Source organism: Streptomyces hamibioticus, from assembly GCF_047946815.1.
Lineage (GTDB): Bacteria > Actinomycetota > Actinomycetes > Streptomycetales > Streptomycetaceae > Streptomyces.
In genome coordinates this window covers 1,300,661-1,319,203 of record NZ_JBKKQY010000001.1, presented here as the reverse complement: position 1 = coordinate 1,319,203, position 18,543 = coordinate 1,300,661, and the positions used below count along the sequence as shown (strand labels likewise).

Below are 18,543 nucleotides of genomic sequence, written 5' to 3'. Positions count from 1 at the left end.
TCGGGTGAGGGTGGTGCCGTCGGTTCGGCGGATGGTGCTGTGCGGCGGCGCTTTGTTGGCGCGGGAGGTTGCCTGTGACGCAGGCGTCCGGGTCGCGGTGATGGCCCGCGGGGACAGCCCGGACACCTTCAACGTATGACACCGCGTGTCACCTCGCAAGGCACTGAGTGCCAGAAATTGCTCTCAAATGAAAACTTCACGCGACAGATGAGCGATGATCGATCGAACCGTACGTCGGCAGGGGTGAAAAAGGGGCACCGACATGCAAAAACGGCCACCCGTCGGGTGGCCGTTGTCACAGGGGCGGTACCGGGCTCAGCGCTCCTTCAGCGTCTGCTCGATGGCCCGCATGACCTCGTCCAGTGGCGCGTCGGTGCGGGCGACGGTCACCAGCACCCCGCCCTCGCCGAGCGTCGAGGCCGCGGCCGGCTTCGGCGCCGTGGAGCGCCCCGCGCCGATGCCCGTGCCGAACGTCTTGCGCACGATCGCGAAGGCGTGGTCGAGCTGCGCCTCCACGTCCCCCTGCCCGCCCGCCCGCAGCCAGCGCCGCAGCACGTGGTTGTGGGCGGTGACCACGGCGGAGGCGGCGACCTCCGCCAGCAGCGGGTCGTCGTTGGCGTCGTCGTCGTGCGCGTGCTCGTCGAAGTGGCCGAGCAGATAGCGGGTGAACAGCCGCTCGTAGCGGGCCACCGACGCGATCTCGGCCTCGCGCAGCGTGGGCACCTCGCGCGTGAGCTTGTAGCGGGCCACCGAGATCTCCGGGCGGGCCGCGTACATCTTCATGACTTCCTTGATGCCGCGGCACACCGTGTCGAGCGGATGCTCGTGCGCGGGCGCGGCGTTGAGCACCGCCTCGGCGCGGACCAGGGTGTCGTCGTGGTCCGGGAAGATCGCCTCTTCCTTGGAGCGGAAGTGGCGGAAGAAGGTGCGGCGCGCGACCCCGGCGGCGGCCGCGATCTCGTCGACGGTGGTCGCCTCGTACCCCTTGGTCGCGAACAGCTCCATCGCGGCGGCCGCCAGTTCCCGGCGCATTTTCAGCCGTTGGGCGGCGGCTCGGCCGCCCGCGGCACTCTCCGGAGCGTCGGGCGTAGCTGGTGTACGTGAGGACTTGGCGGGCTGGGACATGACCCGAACGTACTGCATCCGCGCAGCCGAGCGCGCGTGACCTGGGTTTCCCCCGCCCTGGGCGGGCGGGGGAGCCGGCCGGGCAGCAGGGGGAGCGCCGGGCCGGGCGGGCAGCGGGCGGCTGCCGGGGTCCAGCAGTCCGCCCCACTCCTCGTCCGGCCGGAACCGGTCGCCGGGCCGTGGTTCAGCGGCGGGCATATTCGCGGAAGCCGCGGCCGGTCTTGCGGCCGAGGCAGCCGGCGGCCACCAGGTGCTCCAGGAGCGGTGCCGGGGCCAGGCCCGGGTCGCGGAACTCCCGGTGCAGCACCTTCTCGATGGCCAGCGAGACGTCCAGCCCCACCACGTCCAGCAGTTCGAACGGGCCCATCGGGTAGCCGCCGCCCAGCTTCATCGCCGCGTCGATGTCGTCGAGCGTGGCGTAGTGCTCCTGCACCATCTTGATCGCGTTGTTCAGGTACGGGAACAGCAGCGCGTTGACGATGAATCCGGCCCGGTCGCCGCAGTCCACGGCGTGCTTGCGGATCTTGCCGCAGACCTCGCGGACGGTGGCGTGCACGTCGTCCGCGGTCAGCACGGTGCGGACCACCTCGACCAGCTTCATGGCCGGCGCCGGGTTGAAGAAGTGCATGCCGATCACGTCCTGCGGACGCGAGGTGGCGCGGGCGCAGGCGACGACGGGCAGCGAGGAGGTGGTGGTGGCCAGGACCGCGCCCGGCTTGCACACCTTGTCCAGCGCGGCGAACAGCTCCCGCTTGACCTCCAGGTCCTCGGCGACCGCCTCCACGGCCAGGTCCACGTCGGCGAAGTCGTCGTAGGTGCCTGTCGGGGTGATCCGCTCCAGCGTCTGCGCGGCGGCCTCGGCGGTCATCCGGCCCTTGTCGACCGAGCGGGCCAGCGACTTGCCGGTCCGGGCCTTGGCGGTCCGGGCCTTCTCCTCGCTGCGGGCGGCGAGCACGACCTCGTACCCGGCCTTGGCGAACACCTCGGCGATGCCGGACGCCATGGTGCCGGAACCGGCGACACCGACCGACCGGACGGGGCGGCCGGGGACCGGGCTGTCGCTCTCCCGCGGGGTCAGCGCGTCCGGCACGACGGCCGCGCTGCCCGGCGCCTCGTACGTGTAGAAGCCGCGCCCGGCCTTGCGGCCCGTCAGGCCCGCCTCGCTGAGCTGCTTCAGGATCGGCGCCGGGGCGTGCAGCCGGTCCCGGGAGGCGGCGTACATGGCCTCCAGCACGGTGCGCGCGGTGTCGATGCCGATCAGGTCGAGCAGGGCCAGCGGGCCCATCGGCAGGCCGCAGCCCAGCCGCATCGCGGCGTCGATGTCCTCGCGGGAGGCGTACCGCGCCTCGTACATCGCCGCGGCCTGGTTGAGGTAGCCGAACAGCAGCCCGTCGGCGACGAATCCGGGCCGGTCGCCGACCGCGACGGGCTCCTTGCCCAGGTCCACGGCGAGGTCGGTGACCGCGCCGACGGCGGCCGGCGCGGTCAGCACCGAGGAGACGACCTCGACCAGCTTCATCGCCGGGGCCGGGTTGAAGAAGTGCAGGCCCAGCACCCGCTCGGGGCGGGCGGAGTCGGCGGCCAGGCGCGTGACGGACAGCGCGTTGGTGCCGGTCGCCAGGATGGTCTCCGGCCGCACGATGCCGTCGAGTTCCCGGAAGATCTGCTGCTTGATCTCGTACGACTCCGGCGCCACCTCGATCACGAGGTCGGCGTCGGCCGCCGCGCGCAGGTCGGTGGCGGTGCGGACCCGGCCGAGGGCGTCCGCGCGCTCCTGCTCGGTCAGCCGGCCGCGCTCCACGGCACGGGCCGTGGAGGCCTCCAGGGCGGCGACGGCCTTGGCCGCCTGGGCCTCGCTGATGTCGATGCCGACGACGTCGCGGCCGGCCTTGGCCAGGACCTCGGCGATGCCGGTGCCCATGGTGCCGAGGCCGATGACGGCGACGGTCCGGAACGGGGACTGAGGGGTGTCGGACAGGGGAGTGGCCATCGCGGACTCCAGGAATGAGGGTGACGACGGGAGACGCCCCGGGTGCGCCGAGGGCGCACCGGGTGCGGTGGAGTGCGGGTGTCTGCCGGGCTACTGGCGCACACGCCCGGTGCCGTCGGGGCGGGCGTTGCACATGCCCGCGCGGCGGCGAGAGGCCGACCGGCCCTGTCCCGGGGCCGAGTCGTACAAGCGGTACCTTCAGGCACCGAACCGACTTCTCTCACGGCGGCCGCGTCACCAAACCGCCATGAGGAGTGCTGCGAGTGGGTAACCCGCTCGTCTGAGCCTAACTGGCGGGTAACGAGCGCGCCAGTCCCCGGTGTTTGTGATGTACGTCCCGCGGACCCGGCAGCGCGCCTAACCTCAGTGCCATGGACGAAGAGTTGCGATCACTCACGGAGCGCTTACGGGCCGAGTCGGGTGCGTCGCCCGCCTACGAGCGGCTGGTGGCGACCGGCGACCACGACGAACTGGCGGCGGTGCTCACCGAGCCGGGACAGCCGCTGTGGGCCCGGGAGCTGGCCGCGTTCCGTCTGGGCCGGGCGGGGGACCGGCGGGCCTTCGAGTCCCTCGTACTGCTGCTGAACCACCGTGATCCGCCGCGCTGCGCCGCCGCCGCCCACGCCCTGGCCCGGCTCGGCGACCCGCGCACCGCCCGTGCCGCCGCCGCCCTGGCCACCAACGAACTGCGCGTCGCCTACGCCCTGCACCCGGTCCGGCTGCTGGTCGAACTGCGCGCCCCGGAAGCCGTGCCGGCGCTGATCACCACCCTGGAGCGACGGCTGCGCCCGCACGACCCCTACCGCCGGGTGGCCCTCGCCTGCGTGGAGGGCCTCGGAACGCTCGGCGACGCCCGGGCCCGACCGGTCCTGAACGAGGCCCTCGCCCACCCGGCACTGGCCGAGGCGGCGGTGCGGGCGCTGGCGCGGATCCCGGAACCGGCGTGAGCGGTGGGCAACCGGGGTGAGCGGCCGGTGTTCGGCGCGATCCGTCGGCGACCGGCGCGGTCCCTCGGCGACCGGCACGGACCGGCAGCACGGGGGAGCGGCCGAGACGGGCATGAACCGTCAGGCCCGGCGTGAGCCGTCGGCGACCGGCGTGAACCGTCAGCCGGTCAGCGACCTGGCGTAGCGCACCTCGGGCACCGCCACCCCGTCCACCTCGAACGGCTCCTCGGCACCGTCGGCGCGGAACCCCGCCCGCTCGTAGAACCGCCGGGCGCGGGCGTTGCCCTCCACCACCCACAGCAGCATCCGCGGGTACCCGGCGGCCGCGCAGCGGCGGAGCGACTCCCCCAGCAGGGCCCGCCCGACTCCGCCGCCGAGCCGCCCGGCGTCGACGTAGATCGCGTACAGCTCGGCGTCGGCGGTGTGCGCCTCGCCGTCCCGGTACGGGCCGTGGCAGGCCCAGCCGACCAGGTCACCGCCGTCGTCCTCGGCGACCAGGTTCACCACCTCGGCCGGGGCGCGGGTGAAGAAGTCACGGCGCCGCTCGGCGTCTTCGGCGACGCTCAGCGCGTCGAGGTACGACTGCGGCAACAGGCCCCGGTAGGCGTGCTGCCAGCCCCGGATGCGGATCGCGGAGACCCGGTCGCAGTCGGCGAGGACCATCTCCCGGACGTGCGGCGCCGTCACCGGGGCACCGCCGCCGAGGGTGCCCCCACGCCCTTGGGCGGTGCGGGAGCCTCGGTCGCCGCCACGAAGCGGACGGTGCCGAGGGCGGCTTGGGAGTACGGGGCGGCGGGGGCCGCCCCGTCGGAGGCGGTGATCCTGGTCGGCTCGCTCATCGGTCCATGATGGATCACGGGTCCGGCGCCGCCGCCGCCGCCCGCCCTGCCCGCCCGGCGCCCGCCCCCGGTCGCTCAGGACCGGAAGCCGAGCAGCCCGTGCAGCGTCGCACCGCGCGAGGACGCCGACGCGGCCTTCGACGTCAGCGGCTTCGGCGCGGGCAGCGCCGCGCACACCGCGTCGGCCTCGCCGTCGCCGCGCGGCAGGGTCCCGTCGGCCAGGTAGGCCCCCAGGTGCCGGTCCAGGCAGGCGTTCCCGCTGAGCGTGATGCCGTGGTTGCCGCCGCCGTCCTCCACCACGAGACGGGAGCCGCGCAGCAGCCGGTGCACGGTGACGCCCCCCTCGTACGGGGTGGCCGCGTCGTGCGTCGCCTGGAACAGCAGCGCCGGCGGCAGCTCGCGGTTCCTGACGTCCACCGGCCGCCGTGACGGCACCGGCCAGAAGGCGCACGGCGCGTTGTACCAGGCGTTGTTCCACGTCAGGAACGGCGCCTTCTCGTGCACCTCCCAGTTGTCCTCGCGCCAGTCCTCCCAGTCCCGCGGCCATCCGGCGTCCCGGCACTCCACGGAGGTGTAGACGCTGTAGCCGTTGTCGCCCGAGGCGTCGGCGGCGCCGAAGTTCTCGTACGCCTCGATGAGCGGATCGGCGTCGTCGTCGTTCACGTACGCCGCGAACGCCTCCGCCAGGTAGGGCCAGTAGCCGTTGTAGTAGCCGCCCGGCAGGAAGGTGTCCTCCAACTCGGCGGCGCCCACCTTCCCGTCCGCCGGCCGCTTCGCCAGCGCCGCGCGCATCCGGTACCACGCCGCCTCGGCCCGCTCCGGATCGGTACCGAGCCCGTAGGCCGCGTCGTGCTCGGCCACCCAGGCCAGGAACGCCCGGTGCCGGTCGTTGAAGGCGAGGTCCTGCCGCAGGTTCGTCTCGTACCAGACCTCGGCCGGGTCGACGACGGAGTCCAGCACCAGCCGGCGCACCCGCTCGGGGTACAGCTTGGCGTAGACGGCGCCCAGGTAGGTCCCGTAGGAGTAGCCGAAGTAGCTGAGCCGCGGTGCGCCCAGCGCCCGGCGGATCGCGTCGAGGTCGTGCGCGGCGCTGACGGTGTCGATGTGCGGCAGCACGCGCGCGTACTTCTCGGCGCAGGCGTCCGCGAAGGACTTGGCGCGTGCGAGGTTGGCCCGCTCCACCGCGGGTGACGTGGGCAGCGAGTCGGGCCGCACCGCGGCGAAGTGGCCGGGGCGGCAGTCCAGGGCGGGCTCGCTGGCGCCCACGCCGCGCGGGTCGAAGCCGATCACGTCGTACTGGGCGGCCACGTCCTCGGGCAGCGAGGACGCCACGAACCCGGCGAGCCTGAGACCGCTGCCGCCCGGCCCGCCGGGGTTGACCAGCAGCGGGCCCTGGTACCGGTCGGCGGTGTGCGGGACGCGGGAGAGCGCCAGCGTGATCTTCTCCCCGCGCGGGCGGTCGTGGTCGAGCGGCACCGTGAGGGACGCGCACTGGAGCGTCGGGTAGTCGGCCGTGCCGCACTTCTTCCAGGCGAGCTTCGCGGCGGCGACGGCGGCAGGGGAGGGCGCCGCGGTCCGCGGCGCGCTCGCCCCGGCGGGCACGGCGGCGCAGGTCCCGGCCAGGACGACGGCGGCGGCGCAGAGCACGGCTGCGCGGTGTCTCATGGGGCCTCCCAGGACGCCAGGGGCGGGCGGTCCGCGAGGGTCGCGGTTCTCGCCGCATGGTCCCTGGCGGCGCCCGAGGAGGAACGCCTTCTGCCGATACTTGACCCGATTGGGTCGGCGGATGCCCTCGAATGCTCTCAGAGGAGCGACAGTTGGGTCGGCCCGGGCGCCCCCGCGTCCGGCGCGGGGTGCTCGGCGGGCCCGGGCTCCCTCGGGCGCCGCGCCTGCCCGGCCCGCGTGGGGCCGATGCCGTACTCCCGGGCCAGGTCGTGCACCTGGCGGGTGATGCGGCGCTGGTACCACTTGGGGGCGTAGGCGCCGTCGGCGTACAGCCGCTCGTAGCGGGCCACCAGGTGTGGGTGGTGGGTGCCGAGCCAGGCCATGAACCACTCCCGGGCGCCGGGCCGCAGGTGGAGCGTCAGGGGGGTCACGGACGTGGCCCCGGCGGCGGCTATCGCCCGGACCGTCGCCCGGAGCTGGGCCGGGTCGTCGCTCAGGAACGGGATCACCGGGGCCATCAGGACTCCGCAGCCGATGCCGTGTTCGCCCAGGGTGCGGACGACCTCCAGGCGCCGCTCCGGCGCGGGCGTGCCCGGCTCCACGGTGCGCCACAGCCCGGGGTCGGTGAAGCCGACCGAGACGGAGATGCCGACGTCCGTGACCCGCGCCGCCTGCGTGAGCAGATCCAGGTCGCGCAGGATCAGGGTGCCCTTGGTGAGGATCGAGAAGGGGTTCGCCCGCTCGCCGAGGGCCGTGATGATCCCCGGCATCAGGCGGTAGCGCCCCTCGGCGCGCTGGTAGCAGTCGACGTTGGTGCCCATCGCGATGTGGTCGCCCTGCCAGCGGCGCGAGGCGAGCTGGCGGCGCAGCACCTCTGGCGCGTTCACCTTCACCACGATCTGCGAGTCGAAGCCGAGGCCGGTGTCGAGGTCCAGGTAGCTGTGGGTCTTGCGCGCGAAGCAGTAGACGCACGCGTGCGTGCAGCCGCGGTAGGGGTTGACCGTCCATTCGAACGGCATGCGGGAGGCGCCCGGCACCCGGTTCAGGACCGAGCGGGCCCGCACCTCGTGGAAGGTGATGCCGCGGAACTCGGGCGTGTCGAAGGTGCGGGTGACCACGGCGTCCGCGCCGAACAGGGCGGGGTCGGCCGCCCGGCTGTGGCCGGAGTCGGTGAGGTTGTCCCAGCGCATGACGCCTCCTCGGTAGCACTGCGCACAGAATAGAACATGTGTTCCCATGATCGTGCGGGAGCGTGAACGAGCGCGCCGCGGCGCTTTCCGGTCGGGTTCGATCGCCTCGATTTGGCGGCCGGGGGCCGGGGTGGTTGGCTTGCCCCGACCCCGAGGAACCAGGCCCTGGAGGAACCGATGGCGCAGGTCGAGGCCACGACGGAGCGGATCGTCGCGGCGGACGCGGAGACGGTGTTCGACACCCTCGCCGACTACAGCGGCACCCGCGCGAAGCTGCTGCCCGAGCAGTTCAGCGAGTACGAGGTCCGTGAGGGCGGCGACGGCGAGGGCACCCTCGTCCACTGGAAGCTCCAGGCCACCAGCAAGCGCGTCCGCGACTGCCTGCTGGAGGTGAGCGAGCCGGCCGACGGCGAACTGGTCGAGAAGGACCGCAACTCCTCCATGGTCACCGTCTGGCGGGTCACCCCGGCCGGCGAGGGCAGGTCCCGGGTCGTCGTCACCACCACCTGGCAGGGCGCCGGCGGCATCGGCGGCTTCTTCGAGAAGACCTTCGCGCCCAAGGGGCTCGGCCGGATCTACGACGCGATCCTGGCCCGGCTCGCCGCCGAGGTGGAGAAGTAGTCAGGACGGTGGTCAACCACCGGACGGGCGGCGGTTGTTGGCCGCCTCACCGGTTCGGGTGATCTCCGGGCGCGTGCACCGTATGCCGTAACTCGCCGCAGTTGTCCGCAGTTGTTGCCCCAGGCAGCGATTGTGTGCAAGTGCGGCGAGGGGAGCGGTACGTGGGTGGGATCACGCCGGTGCGGGACGAGCCGGTCACCGCCGCGCCTCCGGACACCCCCGAGCCTCCGCCGGAACCGGCCGCCGGGCTGAGTCCGCGCCGGGTGCGGCTGGTCTTCTTCGGGCTGATGCTGGCGCTGCTCCTGGCCGCCCTGGAGCAGATGATCGTCGCCACCGCGCTGCCGAAGATCGTCGGCGAGCTGCACGGACTGGACAAGATGTCCTGGGCGATCACCGCCTACCTGCTCACCTCCACGGTCGGCCTGCCGATCTACGGCAAGCTCGGTGACCTCCTCGGCCGCAAGGGCGTCTTCCAGTTCGCGATCCTGGTCTTCGTCGTCGGCTCCGCGCTCGCCGGCCGGGCGCAGACCATGGACCAGCTGATCGCCTTCCGCGCCGTGCAGGGCGTCGGCGCCGGCGGGCTGATGATCGGCGTCCAGGCGATCATCGCGGACATCGTGCCGCCCCGGGAGCGCGGCCGGTTCATGGGGCTGATCGGCGCCGCGTTCGGTCTCGCCTCGGTCGCGGGACCGCTGCTCGGCGGCTACTTCACCGACCACCTCTCCTGGCGCTGGTGCTTCTACATCAACGTGCCCTTCGGCCTGCTCACCATGGTCGTCGTCGCCCTTGTGCTGAAACTGCCGAAGCCGCAGGGCAGGCCCCGCCTGGACGTCCTCGGCGCGCTGCTGCTCGCCGCCGCCTCCACCTGCCTGGTGCTGCTGACCAGCTGGGGCGGCACCGAGTACGCCTGGGACTCCCGCGTCATCCTCGGCCTCGCCGCGGGCGCGGCGGCGTCCACCGTGCTGTTCCTCGTCGCCGAGCGGTTCGCCGCCGAACCCCTCATCCCGCTGCGGCTGTTCCGGGACTCCGTCTTCAACGTCACCGGCCTGGTGGGCCTCGTGGTCGGGGTCGCGCTGTTCGGCGCCGCCAGCTACCTGCCGACCTTCCTCCAGATGGTCGACGGCGCTTCCGCCACCGAGTCCGGACTGCTCATGCTGCCGATGATGGGCGGCATCGTCGGCGCGTCGATCGTCTCCGGCCAGATGATCAGCCGCACCGGTCGCTACAAGGTCCACCCGATCCTCGGCGGGGCGCTGTCCGTGGCCGGCATGTGGCTGCTCTCCCGGCTCGACACCGACACGCCCCGCCTGCACTACAGCGTCTGGATGGCCGTCCTCGGGGCCGGTATCGGCATGGTGATGCCCGTCCTCGTCCTCGCCGTGCAGAACTCCGTGCGCCCCGCCGACCTGGGCACCGCCACCAGCGCCAACAACTACGCTCGCCAGATCGGCGGCAGCGTCGGCGCCGCAGCCTTCGGCACGCTCTTCGCCGACCGGCTCACCGACGCCCTCGCCGTCCGCGTCCCGTCCGAGGCCGGCACCTCCCTCCCCGACGCCGAGGCCATCACCCCCGAGCTGGTCCACGCCCTCCCGCCGGCCCTGCGCGACGCCTACATCCAGGCGTACGCCGACGCCATGCCGCGGATCTTCCTGTACCTGGTGCCGGTGCTCGTCCTCGGCCTCGTCCTCGCCTTCTTCCTCAAGGAGAAACCCCTGGTGTCCCACAACACCCCCGTCACCGAGCCGGAGACCGCACAGCCCATGGCACAGCCCACCGCCCCGGTCCCGCAGGCGCGCCTGCGTTCTCCGGGCGGGGGAAGCCCCACCTCGCTGCGCTCGCCGTACACCGCCGGCGTCCCCGTCTGCGGCACCGTGCAGCACCCCGACGGCACCGTCGTCCCCCGCGCCGCGCTCACCCTCATCGACGTCGCCGGGCAGCAGATCGGACGCGGGGCCAGCGGCGACGACGGGCGGTACGCGCTGGCCACCCCCGGCTCGGGGGCGTACGTCCTGATCGCCGCGGCCGGCGGCCACCAGCCGCAGGCGGTCTCCGTGACCGTCGGCGAACGCCCCGTCGAGCTGGACGTCGTCCTCGGCGGCGCCGGGCGGCTCGCCGGCAACGTGCTCACCGCCGACGGCAGCCCCGTACGGGACGCCATCGTGACCCTCACCAACGTGCACGGCGAGGTCGTGGCCACCACCCGCAGCGGCCGGGAGGGCGGCTACGTCATCACCGAGCTGGTGGCCGGCGAGTACACCCTCGCCGCCAGCGCGCCCGCCTTCCGCCCGGCCGCTCTGCCGGTCAGCGTCCAGGCCTCCCGGGAGACCCGGCAGGACATCGAGCTGGCCGGCGGCGCGGTGCTGAAGGGCACCGTGCGGGCCGGGGGCGGACGGCCCGTGGAGGACGCGCGCGTGACCCTGCTCGACGCCGCCGGCAACGTCGTCGACACGCTCACCACCGGTGCCGACGGCACGTTCCGGTTCATCGACCTGTCCTCCGGCGAGTACACGGTCATCGCCGCCGGCTACCCGCCCGTGGCCACCGTGCTCCAGGTGGCCGGCGGCGGCCGCACCGAACGCGACCTCCAGCTCGGCCACGAGGACTGAGACGCAGGGCGGCCGGGGAGCGGCTGAGGTGAGGGGAGCCGGTCGGTGACGTGTGGAGCCCGCCGGTGACCAGTCACCACCACCGCGGCACCCTCGACACCGTCGTCGTCGGATCGGGTCTCGCCGGTCTCGCCCGCGCCCTGGGCCCGTGCCGCGCCGGACGGAGTGCGGCGCTGCTGGAGGTGACCCGGGACGGGTCGTGGCGGGCCGGCAGCCGAGCGCGGCCGGAGCGCCGTGCGAGGTGATCACCGTCGGCGGTGGTGCGGCCGGAGCCGGCCTCGCCCACCGGCACACCGACTGACCGCCTGTGCCGCCCCCGCCATCACCCTCGTGCACCCCGTGGAGGCCCCGTACGGACCGCTGCGGCCGCGCCCTCAGCCCCGGCTACCGCACCGGCCTGCTCCGCTCGGCGCCCCGCCTCCGGCCGTGGCGCGGCCGGCTTCCCCGGTGCGCTCCGGCGGGGCCCCGGACGCCCGCTCGACCAGTGCCGCGAACTCCCGCCGCACGAAGGGCCCGGAGCCGGTCCGGTCGAAGTGCCGCAGGCTCGTCGCGGCCAACTCCCTGGTCTTCGACTCGACGACGGCCCGCGCCCCCGTACGCTCCAGTGCCGCGCGCATCCTGCGCACGGTGTCGTCGGACACGGACGGCGCACCCGGGGCGAGTACGGCCGAGGCCTCCCGGTCACCGGATGCCTCCGCGAGCCTGGAGCCGACGGCGAGCAGGTAGGTGAGCTTGCGCGTCCGCAGGTCGTCGTCGGCAGGCTTGCCCGTCACGGCCGGGTCGCCGAAGGCGCCGAGGAGGTCGTCGCGGAGCTGGAAGGCAAGGCCGGCGCACCGTCCGGCGGAGCGCAGCGCGTCCAGGACGGTGGTGTCGGCGCCGGCCAGGACCGCGCCCAGCGCCAGTGGGCGCTCGACCGTGTACAGCGCGCTCTTGAGGGTGGCGATGGCCATCGCCTCGTCGACGCCGGACGCCCGGGTGGCCTGCGCGTGGATGTCCCGGTACTGGCCGGCGACCATCTCGCCGCGCATGGCCTGCCACTCACGGTGCAGTCGCGGGCCGTGCGGCGTGCCGAGCGCCGTCTCGGTCAGCAGGTCGTCCGCCCAGGCCAGGGCCAGGTCGCCGGCGAGCACGGCCGCGGAGGTCGCGAACGCCTCGGGCGATCCGGTCATGCGCGCGTCCTCGTGCAGGCGGGCGAGCTCCACGTGCACCGCCGGTGCGCCGCGCCGCAGGGGTGATCCGTCCATCACGTCGTCGTGGATGAGCGCACACCCTTGGACGAGTTCGAGGGCAGCACCGGTGCGCAGGACCGCCGTCGCGTCCCCCGATCCGCCGGCGGCCCGCCACCCGCACCACGTGAACGCCGTGCGCAGCCGCTTTCCGCCGCGCAGGACCAACGAGGCGACGCGGTCGGCGATGTCACGGGCGAACACCGGGTCCGCGCCGCGGGCCCGTTCCAGCCCCGCGTCGAGGACGCGCCCCAGCTCCGCCTCGACGTTCCGGGCCGCGTCGCGGGCCGTGAGCGGACCGTCGACCGGCCCGACCGGTTCGGCCACCGTTGGCCGCAGTCCCAGCATGCACAACCCTTTCTCACTCTCAGTCAGCTTCACGTCAGCGCTTCGGTCGAGTACCCCCGTACGGAGCGGTGATTGCTGCCCGGCACGGCGGTCCCGCGGCCGGTGGCACGAGGCGTCGCCTCTCAGTCGCGACCGCGGGCGTGCTTGAAGCGGGCCAGCCCGTCGGAGAGGTCGATCAGCGGCTCGGGGTAGCCGAGGCGGGCGCGTCGGTCCTCGGGGAGCCGCCAGGGCTCGTGCACGAACCGGTCGTCCACGTCGTGCAGTTCGGGCACCCAACGGCGTACGTAGGCTCCCTGCGGGTCGAAGCGCTTGCCCTGGACGACCGGGTTGAGGACGCGGTGCGGGCGGGTGTCCGTGCCCGTGCCGGCCACCCACTGCCAGTTGAGCTGGTTGTTGACGATGTCGCCGTCGACGAGGAGGTCGAGGAAGTGGCGGGCGCCGATCCGCCAGTCCACGTACAGCGTCTTGGCCAGGAAGCTCGCCGCCAGCAGGCGTGCCCGGTTGTGCATCCAGCCCTCGTGGCGCAGCTGGCGCATGGCCGCGTCCACGACCGGATAGCCGGTGCGGCCCTCCCGCCAGGCGGCGATGTCCTCGGCGGCCTCGTCCTCGCTCCGCCAGCGGTCGTGCCTGGTGCGGTAGTCCCGGGTGGACGCCTCGGGGCGCGCCGCCAGCACCTGGTGGTGGAAGTCCCGCCAGCACAGCTGCCGTACGAACGCCTCCGCACCGGGACCACCGTGCGCGCGGGCCCGCTGCACGAGCTCCGACGCGGACAGGGCACCGAAGTGCAGATAGGGCGACAGCCGCGACGTCGCGTCGCCGGCCAGGTCGTCGTGCCGTTCCTCGTACGCGGACATGGCTGACCGTGCCCACCGGGAGAACAGCTCCCGGCCGGCCTTCTCACCTCCCGCCGGCAGGCCCGGCGAGAGACCGGAGAGCGCGTCGCGGGACGGAATCGGCTCACCCCGCACCCCGTCCGGAACCCGCACGGTGCGCGGCGCCGGGCAGACATCCCGCAGCCGCTCGGCGGACCAGCGGCGGAAGTAGGGGGTGAACACCGCGTAGTGGTCGGCGCCGGACGGCGTCACCCGCCCGGGCGCGACGGCGGTGACCACGGAGTCGTGCACGTGGAGGGCCACGCCGTGGGCGTCGAGGTGGGCGCGCAGCCGCTCCTCCCTCCGGTGGCCGTAGCCGGTCACCGCCGCGGCCATGTGGACCTCCGTGGCACCGCACTCGGCCGCGACCGCGCCGGCCTCCCGGGCGACCGGGCCGTTGCGCACGACCAGCCGGCCGCCGCGCCGGCGCAGCGAGGCGTCCAGATCCGCCAGGCAGTCGGCGAGGAAGGCGGCGCGGTTGGGGGCGTCGAAGCCCGCGGCGTGCACGCCGGGATCGCGGACGAACAGCGGCACCACCTCGTCGGCCGCCGCGAGTGCGGCGCGCAGCGGCGGATGGTCGTGCAGGCGTAGATCCGAGGTGAACAGGACGACCGCGCGGGTCATGTCGTCGCTCCTGGTGAGGTGAGGTGAGGTGAGGTGAGGAGAGGTGAGGTGGTGCTGTGCCGACCGGTCAGTGACGAAGGCCCTTCGCGGGGCGGGAACGCCCGGTGCGGCCGGTGCGCGCCGCTCGTCCGTGTGCGCTCATGCCCTTGGCGGCGGCCTGCGCGATGTTGCGGGCCATGCCGCCGAAGACGACGGCGTGGAACGGCGAGACACTCCACCAGTAGGCGTGGCCCAGCAGGCCGCGTGGATGGAACAGGGCACGCTGGCGGTAGCGCGTGCGACCGTCGGTGCCCGTCTCGGCGTACATCTCCAGCCAGGCCAGTCCGGGCAGCCGCATCTCGGCGCGCAGCCGCAGCAGACGGCCCGGCTCGATCTCCTCCACCCGCCAGAAGTCCAGTGAGTCACCGGCCCGCAGGCGCTCGGCGTCGCGACGCCCGCGGCGCAGGCCGACCCCGCCGACGAACCGGTCCAGCCAGCCCCGGACGGCCCAGGCGAGCGGGAAGGAGTACCAGCCGTTGTCGCCGCCGATGCCCTCGATGACCTTCCACAGCGACTCCCGGGACGCCTCCACCGGCAACTGCCGCTCGTCCTGGTAGAGGCTGCCGCCGGCCCAGTCGGGGTCGGTGGGCAGCGGGTCGCTGGGGGCGCCGGGCACGGCCGCGGACGACCAGCGGGTGGCCACCTGGGCGTCCCGGACCTTGCGCAGCGCCAGGGCCAGTGCCTGGTCGAAGGGCAGCGGCCGGCCCGGAGGGTCGGGCACGTAGCGGGCGATGTCGTGTTCGCGGCAGACGACCTCGTGGCGCAGTGACTCGGTCAGCGGACGGGCGAGAGCGGCGGGCACCGGGGTGACCAGGCCCACCCAGTGGCTCGAGAGCCCTGGGGTGAGGACCGGCACCGGCACGATGAGCCGCCGCCGCAGTCCGGCGACGGCGGCGTAGCGGCACATCATGTCCCGGTAGGTGAGGACGTCCGGCCCGCCGATGTCGAAGGCCCGGTCGACATCGGGCGGCATGGTGGCCGAGCCGACGAGGTAGCGGAGCACGTCGCGGACCCCGATCGGCTGAGTGCGCGTGTGCACCCAGCGGGGGGCCACCATCACGGGCAGGCGCTCGGTGAGGTAGCGCAGCATCTCGAACGAGGCCGAACCCGAGCCGATGACGACCGCCGCCCGCAGCACCGTGGCGGGCACCGGGGAGTCCAGGAAGATGCGCCCGACCTCGGCCCTGGAGCGCAGGTGCGGGGAGAGGGAATGCTCGGGCACGCCCGCCGGGGTGAGTCCGCCGAGGTAGACGATCCGCCGTACTCCGGCGGTGTGCGCCTGCTCGGCGAAGATCCGGGCGGCCCGGCGGTCGGTGTCCTCGAAACCGGAACCGGTACCGAGGGCGTGCACCAGGTAGTAGGCGACATCGGCCCCGCGCATGGCCTCGGCGACGGAGGCGGCGTCCGTGACGTCACCGCGGACGGTCTCGGCGTCCTTCGCCCAGGGGTGGTCGCGGAGCTTGCCGGGGGAGCGGGCCAGGCACCGGACCCGGTGGCCGGCCCGCAGCAGTTCCGGCACCAGCCGTCCGCCGATGTATCCGGAGGCCCCGGTGACCAGGCAGCGCAGCCGTTCGCCGTTGTGCTGTCCGTCCGTGTCCGCCACGAGCGTTCCTCTCACGTGTCCGCTACGACTTCCCTCTTGGGTCCGATCATGGGCGCAGCCGTGTGACCGCGCCTGTCGCGCCGACGCGTCCGGCGACCGCGACGAGGGCGACCGTGACGAGGGCGACTGTGACGGGGGCGACCGCGACGAGGGCGACCGCGACGAGGAAGCGGGGGCCGCCCGGTATCGCGTGCATGAGCGTCTCCTGCCGAAGGCATCCGGCGGTGCCGACCGATCCCGCGCAGTCACTCCACCGGCCACCGGGCTCGTGGATGCACGCGTCACCGGACGTGGCGGACAGGTCACGGATGACCGGCCGGGCGGTGACGGCACTGCCGATGAGGTTCACCCGTCCTCGGCCACGCCCGCCCGTTCCCGGGCCGCATGCCGCTCCGGTCACGACGGCGACGGCTTCGCCCACCGCCCCGGCCGGCGGCCGGCGGCCGGCGGGCTGTTCGCGCCGAGTGGCCTGGAATGCCGGGCCGGCCAGTGGTGTGTTCTCCCTCGCCGGCGCGTAACGTGAAGCCCCATGAAGATCCCCGTCACTCCTGGTCCAACGGGCGTGAAGATGCACGCCCGTAGTGCCGCAAGCCGTCGAGAACCGCTGTCAGGAACCGGACCGCGCGTTTCTGGCCCGCGGACGGGCCACGAGTCGTGAAGATTCTCATCAGCGCCGACATGGAAGGCGCCACCGGCGTCACCTGGCCCGCCGACGTGCTGCCGGGCACCCCCCAGTGGGAGCGGTGCCGCTCGATGTTCACCTCCGACGTGAACGCCGCCGTGCTGGGCTTCTTCGACGGCGGCGCCGACGAGGTGCTCGTCAACGAGGCCCACTGGACCATGCGCAATCTGCTGCTCGAGCAACTGGACGACCGGGCGCAGATGCTCACCGGGCGGCACAAGGCGCTCTCCATGGTGGAGGGCGTGCAGCACGGAGACGTGGACGGCATCGCCTTCCTCGGGTACCACGCGGGCGCCGGCATGGAGGGCGTCCTCGCCCACACCTACCTCGCCAACCAGATCACGGGCGTCTGGCTGAACGACGTACGCGCCAGTGAGGGCCTGCTCAACGCGCACGTCGTCGCCGAGTACGGGGTGCCCGTCGTCCTGGTCACCGGCGACGACCTGGCCTGCGAGGACGCGCTCGGCTACGCGCCCGGGGCGCTGAAGGTCGCCGTCAAGGACCACGTCTCGCGGTACGCGGCCGTGTGCCGCACGCCGGCCAGGACCGCCGCCGACATCCGCGCCGCAGCCAAGGAGGCGGCGGCGCTCGCGGTGCGGCACGAGCCGGTGAGCGGCGGGCCGTTCACCGTGGCCGTGGAGTTCGACGCCGAGCACCTGGCGGCGGCCTCGACGGTCGTGCCGGGCGTCGAGCGCATCGGCGAACGCAAGGTGGCGTACACCACGGACACCATGTACGAGGGAATCCGGACCTTCAAGGCGGTCACCACGATCGCGTCGGCGGCTGTGGAGGAGGAGTATGGCTGAGCACGCCCAGGGGCAGGGGCAGGGACAGGGACAGGGGCAGAAACAGGAGCAGGCATTGGACGAGCGGGCGCTGGCGGAGGTCGTCCGCTTCACCTCCGACCTGATCCGGATCGACACCACCAACCGCGGCGGCGGCGACTGCCGGGAGCGCCCGGCCGCCGAGTACGCGGCGGAGCGGCTGGCGGAGGCGGGGATCGAGCCCACCCTCCTGGAGCGCACCGAGGGGCGGACCAACGTGGTCGCCCGTATCGAGGGCACCGACCCCTCAGCCGACGCGCTGCTGGTCCACGGTCACCTGGACGTGGTGCCGGCCGAGGCCGCGGGCTGGAGCGTGCACCCGTTCTCCGGGGAGATCCGTGACGGGGTCGTCTGGGGCCGCGGGGCCGTGGACATGAAGAACATGGACGCGATGATCCTCGCCGCGGTGCGCGGCTGGGCCCGGCAGGGCGTGCGGCCCCGGCGGGACGTGGTGATCGCGTTCACCGCCGACGAGGAGGCCAGCGCCGAGGACGGCTCCGGATTCCTCGCCGACCGGCACGCGGACCTGTTCGAGGGCTGCACCGAAGGCGTCAGCGAGTCCGGGGCGTTCACCTTCCACGACGGCGCCGGCCGGCAGATCTACCCGATCGCGGCCGGCGAGCGCGGCACCGGCTGGCTGAAGCTCACCGCCCGCGGCCGGGCCGGGCACGGCTCCAAGGTGAACAAGGAGAACGCGGTCACCCGGCTCTCGGCGGCCATCACCCGCATCGGCGAGCACGAGTGGCCGCTCCGCCTGACCCCGACCGTGCGCGCGGCCCTCACCGAACTGGCCGCCCTGTACGGCATCGACACCGACCTGACCGACGTGGACGCCCTGCTGGACAAGCTCGGCCCCGCCGCGAAGCTGGTCGAGGCCACCGTCCGCAACAGCGCCAACCCGACCATGCTGGATGCCGGTTACAAGGTCAACGTCATCCCGGGGCAGGCCGTGGCCCAGGTCGACGGACGCTTCCTGGCCGGTCACGAGGAGGAGTTCCGCGCCACCCTCGACCGGCTCACCGGGCCGGACGTGGACTGGGAGTTCGTCCACCACGAGGTCGCCCTCCAGGCACCGGTGGACTCGCCGGTGTTCGCGGGGATGCGTGCCGCCGTCGAGGAGTTCGCCCCGGAGGGGCACGTGGTGCCGTACTGCATGTCCGGCGGCACGGACGCCAAGCAGTTCTCCCGCCTGGGCATCACGGGGTACGGCTTCGCCCCGCTGAAGCTGCCGGAGGGCTTCGACTACCAGGCCCTGTTCCACGGCGTCGACGAGCGCGTCCCCGTCGAGGCGCTGCACTTCGGCGTCCGCGTCCTCGACCGGTTCCTGCGGACGGCCTAGCCC

General features: G+C 73.7%; 16 protein-coding genes. 6 read left to right on the top strand and 10 right to left on the bottom strand.

All coding sequences use genetic code 11. The features are described from left to right. Nucleotides 1–315: 315 nt before the first annotated feature. Entirely contained in the window at nucleotides 316–1,125 is an 810-nt protein-coding gene (locus tag ACLGIH_RS05975) for a TetR family transcriptional regulator (RefSeq protein ID WP_416524163.1), read from the bottom strand. Nucleotides 1,126–1,309: 184 nt separating this feature from the next. Continuing rightward, on the bottom strand, nucleotides 1,310–3,115 hold the full coding sequence (locus ACLGIH_RS05970) for a 3-hydroxyacyl-CoA dehydrogenase family protein (protein ID WP_416524162.1): 1,806 nt from the start codon (nucleotides 3,113–3,115) through the stop codon (nucleotides 1,310–1,312). Between the two features lie 371 nt (nucleotides 3,116–3,486). On the opposite strand from ACLGIH_RS05970, the gene ACLGIH_RS05965 reads away from it, so the two are divergent. Beyond that, on the top strand, nucleotides 3,487–4,062 hold the full coding sequence (locus ACLGIH_RS05965) for an adenylosuccinate lyase (protein WP_416524161.1): 576 nt from the start codon (nucleotides 3,487–3,489) through the stop codon (nucleotides 4,060–4,062). Nucleotides 4,063–4,221: 159 nt separating this feature from the next. On the opposite strand, the gene ACLGIH_RS05960 is transcribed toward ACLGIH_RS05965, so the two are convergent. From ACLGIH_RS05960 to ACLGIH_RS05945, 4 genes are all read right to left on the bottom strand, one after another. Further along, nucleotides 4,222–4,725 carry a GNAT family N-acetyltransferase gene (locus ACLGIH_RS05960; RefSeq protein ID WP_416529298.1) on the bottom strand — a complete coding sequence of 168 codons (504 nt, stop codon included), beginning with the start codon at nucleotides 4,723–4,725 and terminating at the stop codon, nucleotides 4,222–4,224. A 20-nt stretch (nucleotides 4,726–4,745) separates the two neighbouring features. Continuing rightward, a complete protein-coding gene (locus tag ACLGIH_RS05955; protein ID WP_416524160.1) occupies nucleotides 4,746–4,901 on the bottom strand; it encodes a hypothetical protein in 156 nt (51 codons plus the stop codon). 75 nt (nucleotides 4,902–4,976) lie between these two features. Beyond that, nucleotides 4,977–6,566 (bottom strand): alpha/beta hydrolase, encoded by a 1,590-nt coding sequence (locus tag ACLGIH_RS05950; RefSeq protein WP_416524159.1) that lies wholly within the window; start codon nucleotides 6,564–6,566, stop codon nucleotides 4,977–4,979. A gap of 137 nt (nucleotides 6,567–6,703) precedes the next feature. Next, nucleotides 6,704–7,756 carry an Rv2578c family radical SAM protein gene (locus ACLGIH_RS05945; RefSeq protein ID WP_416524158.1) on the bottom strand — a complete coding sequence of 351 codons (1,053 nt, stop codon included), beginning with the start codon at nucleotides 7,754–7,756 and terminating at the stop codon, nucleotides 6,704–6,706. Between the two features lie 177 nt (nucleotides 7,757–7,933). Between ACLGIH_RS05945 and ACLGIH_RS05940 the strand changes: the two genes are divergently transcribed. The 3 genes from ACLGIH_RS05940 to ACLGIH_RS05930 all read left to right on the top strand — a co-directional run bounded on the left by ACLGIH_RS05940 (nucleotide 7,934) and on the right by ACLGIH_RS05930 (nucleotide 11,228). Further along, complete coding sequence (locus ACLGIH_RS05940; protein WP_416524157.1) at nucleotides 7,934–8,377, top strand: SRPBCC family protein; 444 nt, start codon at nucleotides 7,934–7,936, stop codon at nucleotides 8,375–8,377. Nucleotides 8,378–8,538: 161 nt separating this feature from the next. Continuing rightward, nucleotides 8,539–10,983: an MFS transporter gene (locus tag ACLGIH_RS05935; protein WP_416524156.1), complete on the top strand. Its 2,445-nt coding sequence runs from the start codon at nucleotides 8,539–8,541 to the stop codon at nucleotides 10,981–10,983. Nucleotides 10,984–11,048: 65 nt separating this feature from the next. After that, complete coding sequence (locus tag ACLGIH_RS05930) at nucleotides 11,049–11,228, top strand: FAD-binding protein (protein ID WP_416524155.1); 180 nt, start codon at nucleotides 11,049–11,051, stop codon at nucleotides 11,226–11,228. 129 nt (nucleotides 11,229–11,357) lie between these two features. Here the strand turns inward: ACLGIH_RS05930 and ACLGIH_RS05925 are convergent, their stop codons facing one another. From ACLGIH_RS05925 to ACLGIH_RS05910, 4 genes are all read right to left on the bottom strand, one after another. Continuing rightward, entirely contained in the window at nucleotides 11,358–12,557 is a 1,200-nt protein-coding gene (locus ACLGIH_RS05925; protein ID WP_416524154.1) for a polyprenyl synthetase family protein, read from the bottom strand. A 122-nt stretch (nucleotides 12,558–12,679) separates the two neighbouring features. After that, nucleotides 12,680–14,053: a cryptochrome/photolyase family protein gene (locus tag ACLGIH_RS05920; RefSeq protein WP_416524153.1), complete on the bottom strand. Its 1,374-nt coding sequence runs from the start codon at nucleotides 14,051–14,053 to the stop codon at nucleotides 12,680–12,682. 67 nt (nucleotides 14,054–14,120) lie between these two features. After that, entirely contained in the window at nucleotides 14,121–15,695 is a 1,575-nt protein-coding gene (locus tag ACLGIH_RS05915; RefSeq protein ID WP_416524152.1) for an SDR family oxidoreductase, read from the bottom strand. Nucleotides 15,696–15,741: 46 nt separating this feature from the next. Beyond that, a complete protein-coding gene (locus tag ACLGIH_RS05910) occupies nucleotides 15,742–15,891 on the bottom strand; it encodes a hypothetical protein (protein WP_416524151.1) in 150 nt (49 codons plus the stop codon). A 458-nt stretch (nucleotides 15,892–16,349) separates the two neighbouring features. Here ACLGIH_RS05910 and ACLGIH_RS05905 point away from each other — a divergent pair, with 458 nt between their 5' ends. Both ACLGIH_RS05905 and ACLGIH_RS05900 read left to right on the top strand, forming a co-directional pair. Next, entirely contained in the window at nucleotides 16,350–17,183 is an 834-nt protein-coding gene (locus tag ACLGIH_RS05905; protein WP_416524150.1) for a M55 family metallopeptidase, read from the top strand. After that, nucleotides 17,176–18,540, top strand: a complete 1,365-nt coding sequence (locus tag ACLGIH_RS05900; protein WP_416524149.1) for a M20/M25/M40 family metallo-hydrolase — start codon at nucleotides 17,176–17,178, stop codon at nucleotides 18,538–18,540. The genes ACLGIH_RS05905 and ACLGIH_RS05900 overlap by 8 nt, the downstream gene beginning before the upstream one ends. Nucleotides 18,541–18,543: the final 3 nt, after the last annotated feature.

Coding starts and splice junctions, on each gene's coding strand:
- ACLGIH_RS05970 (WP_416524162.1), bottom strand. CDS start 3,115: ATGGCCACTCCCCTGTCCGACACCCCTCAGTCCCCGTTCCGGACCGTC.
- ACLGIH_RS05920 (WP_416524153.1), bottom strand. CDS start 14,053: ATGACCCGCGCGGTCGTCCTGTTCACCTCGGATCTACGCCTGCACGAC.
- ACLGIH_RS05910 (WP_416524151.1), bottom strand. CDS start 15,891: ATGCACGCGATACCGGGCGGCCCCCGCTTCCTCGTCGCGGTCGCCCTC.
- ACLGIH_RS05955 (WP_416524160.1), bottom strand. CDS start 4,901: ATGAGCGAGCCGACCAGGATCACCGCCTCCGACGGGGCGGCCCCCGCC.
- ACLGIH_RS05925 (WP_416524154.1), bottom strand. CDS start 12,557: ATGCTGGGACTGCGGCCAACGGTGGCCGAACCGGTCGGGCCGGTCGAC.
- ACLGIH_RS05965 (WP_416524161.1), top strand. CDS start 3,487: ATGGACGAAGAGTTGCGATCACTCACGGAGCGCTTACGGGCCGAGTCG.
- ACLGIH_RS05960 (WP_416529298.1), bottom strand. CDS start 4,725: ATGGTCCTCGCCGACTGCGACCGGGTCTCCGCGATCCGCATCCGGGGC.
- ACLGIH_RS05945 (WP_416524158.1), bottom strand. CDS start 7,756: ATGCGCTGGGACAACCTCACCGACTCCGGCCACAGCCGGGCGGCCGAC.
- ACLGIH_RS05950 (WP_416524159.1), bottom strand. CDS start 6,566: ATGAGACACCGCGCAGCCGTGCTCTGCGCCGCCGCCGTCGTCCTGGCC.
- ACLGIH_RS05975 (WP_416524163.1), bottom strand. CDS start 1,125: ATGTCCCAGCCCGCCAAGTCCTCACGTACACCAGCTACGCCCGACGCT.
- ACLGIH_RS05900 (WP_416524149.1), top strand. CDS start 17,176: ATGGCTGAGCACGCCCAGGGGCAGGGGCAGGGACAGGGACAGGGGCAG.
- ACLGIH_RS05940 (WP_416524157.1), top strand. CDS start 7,934: ATGGCGCAGGTCGAGGCCACGACGGAGCGGATCGTCGCGGCGGACGCG.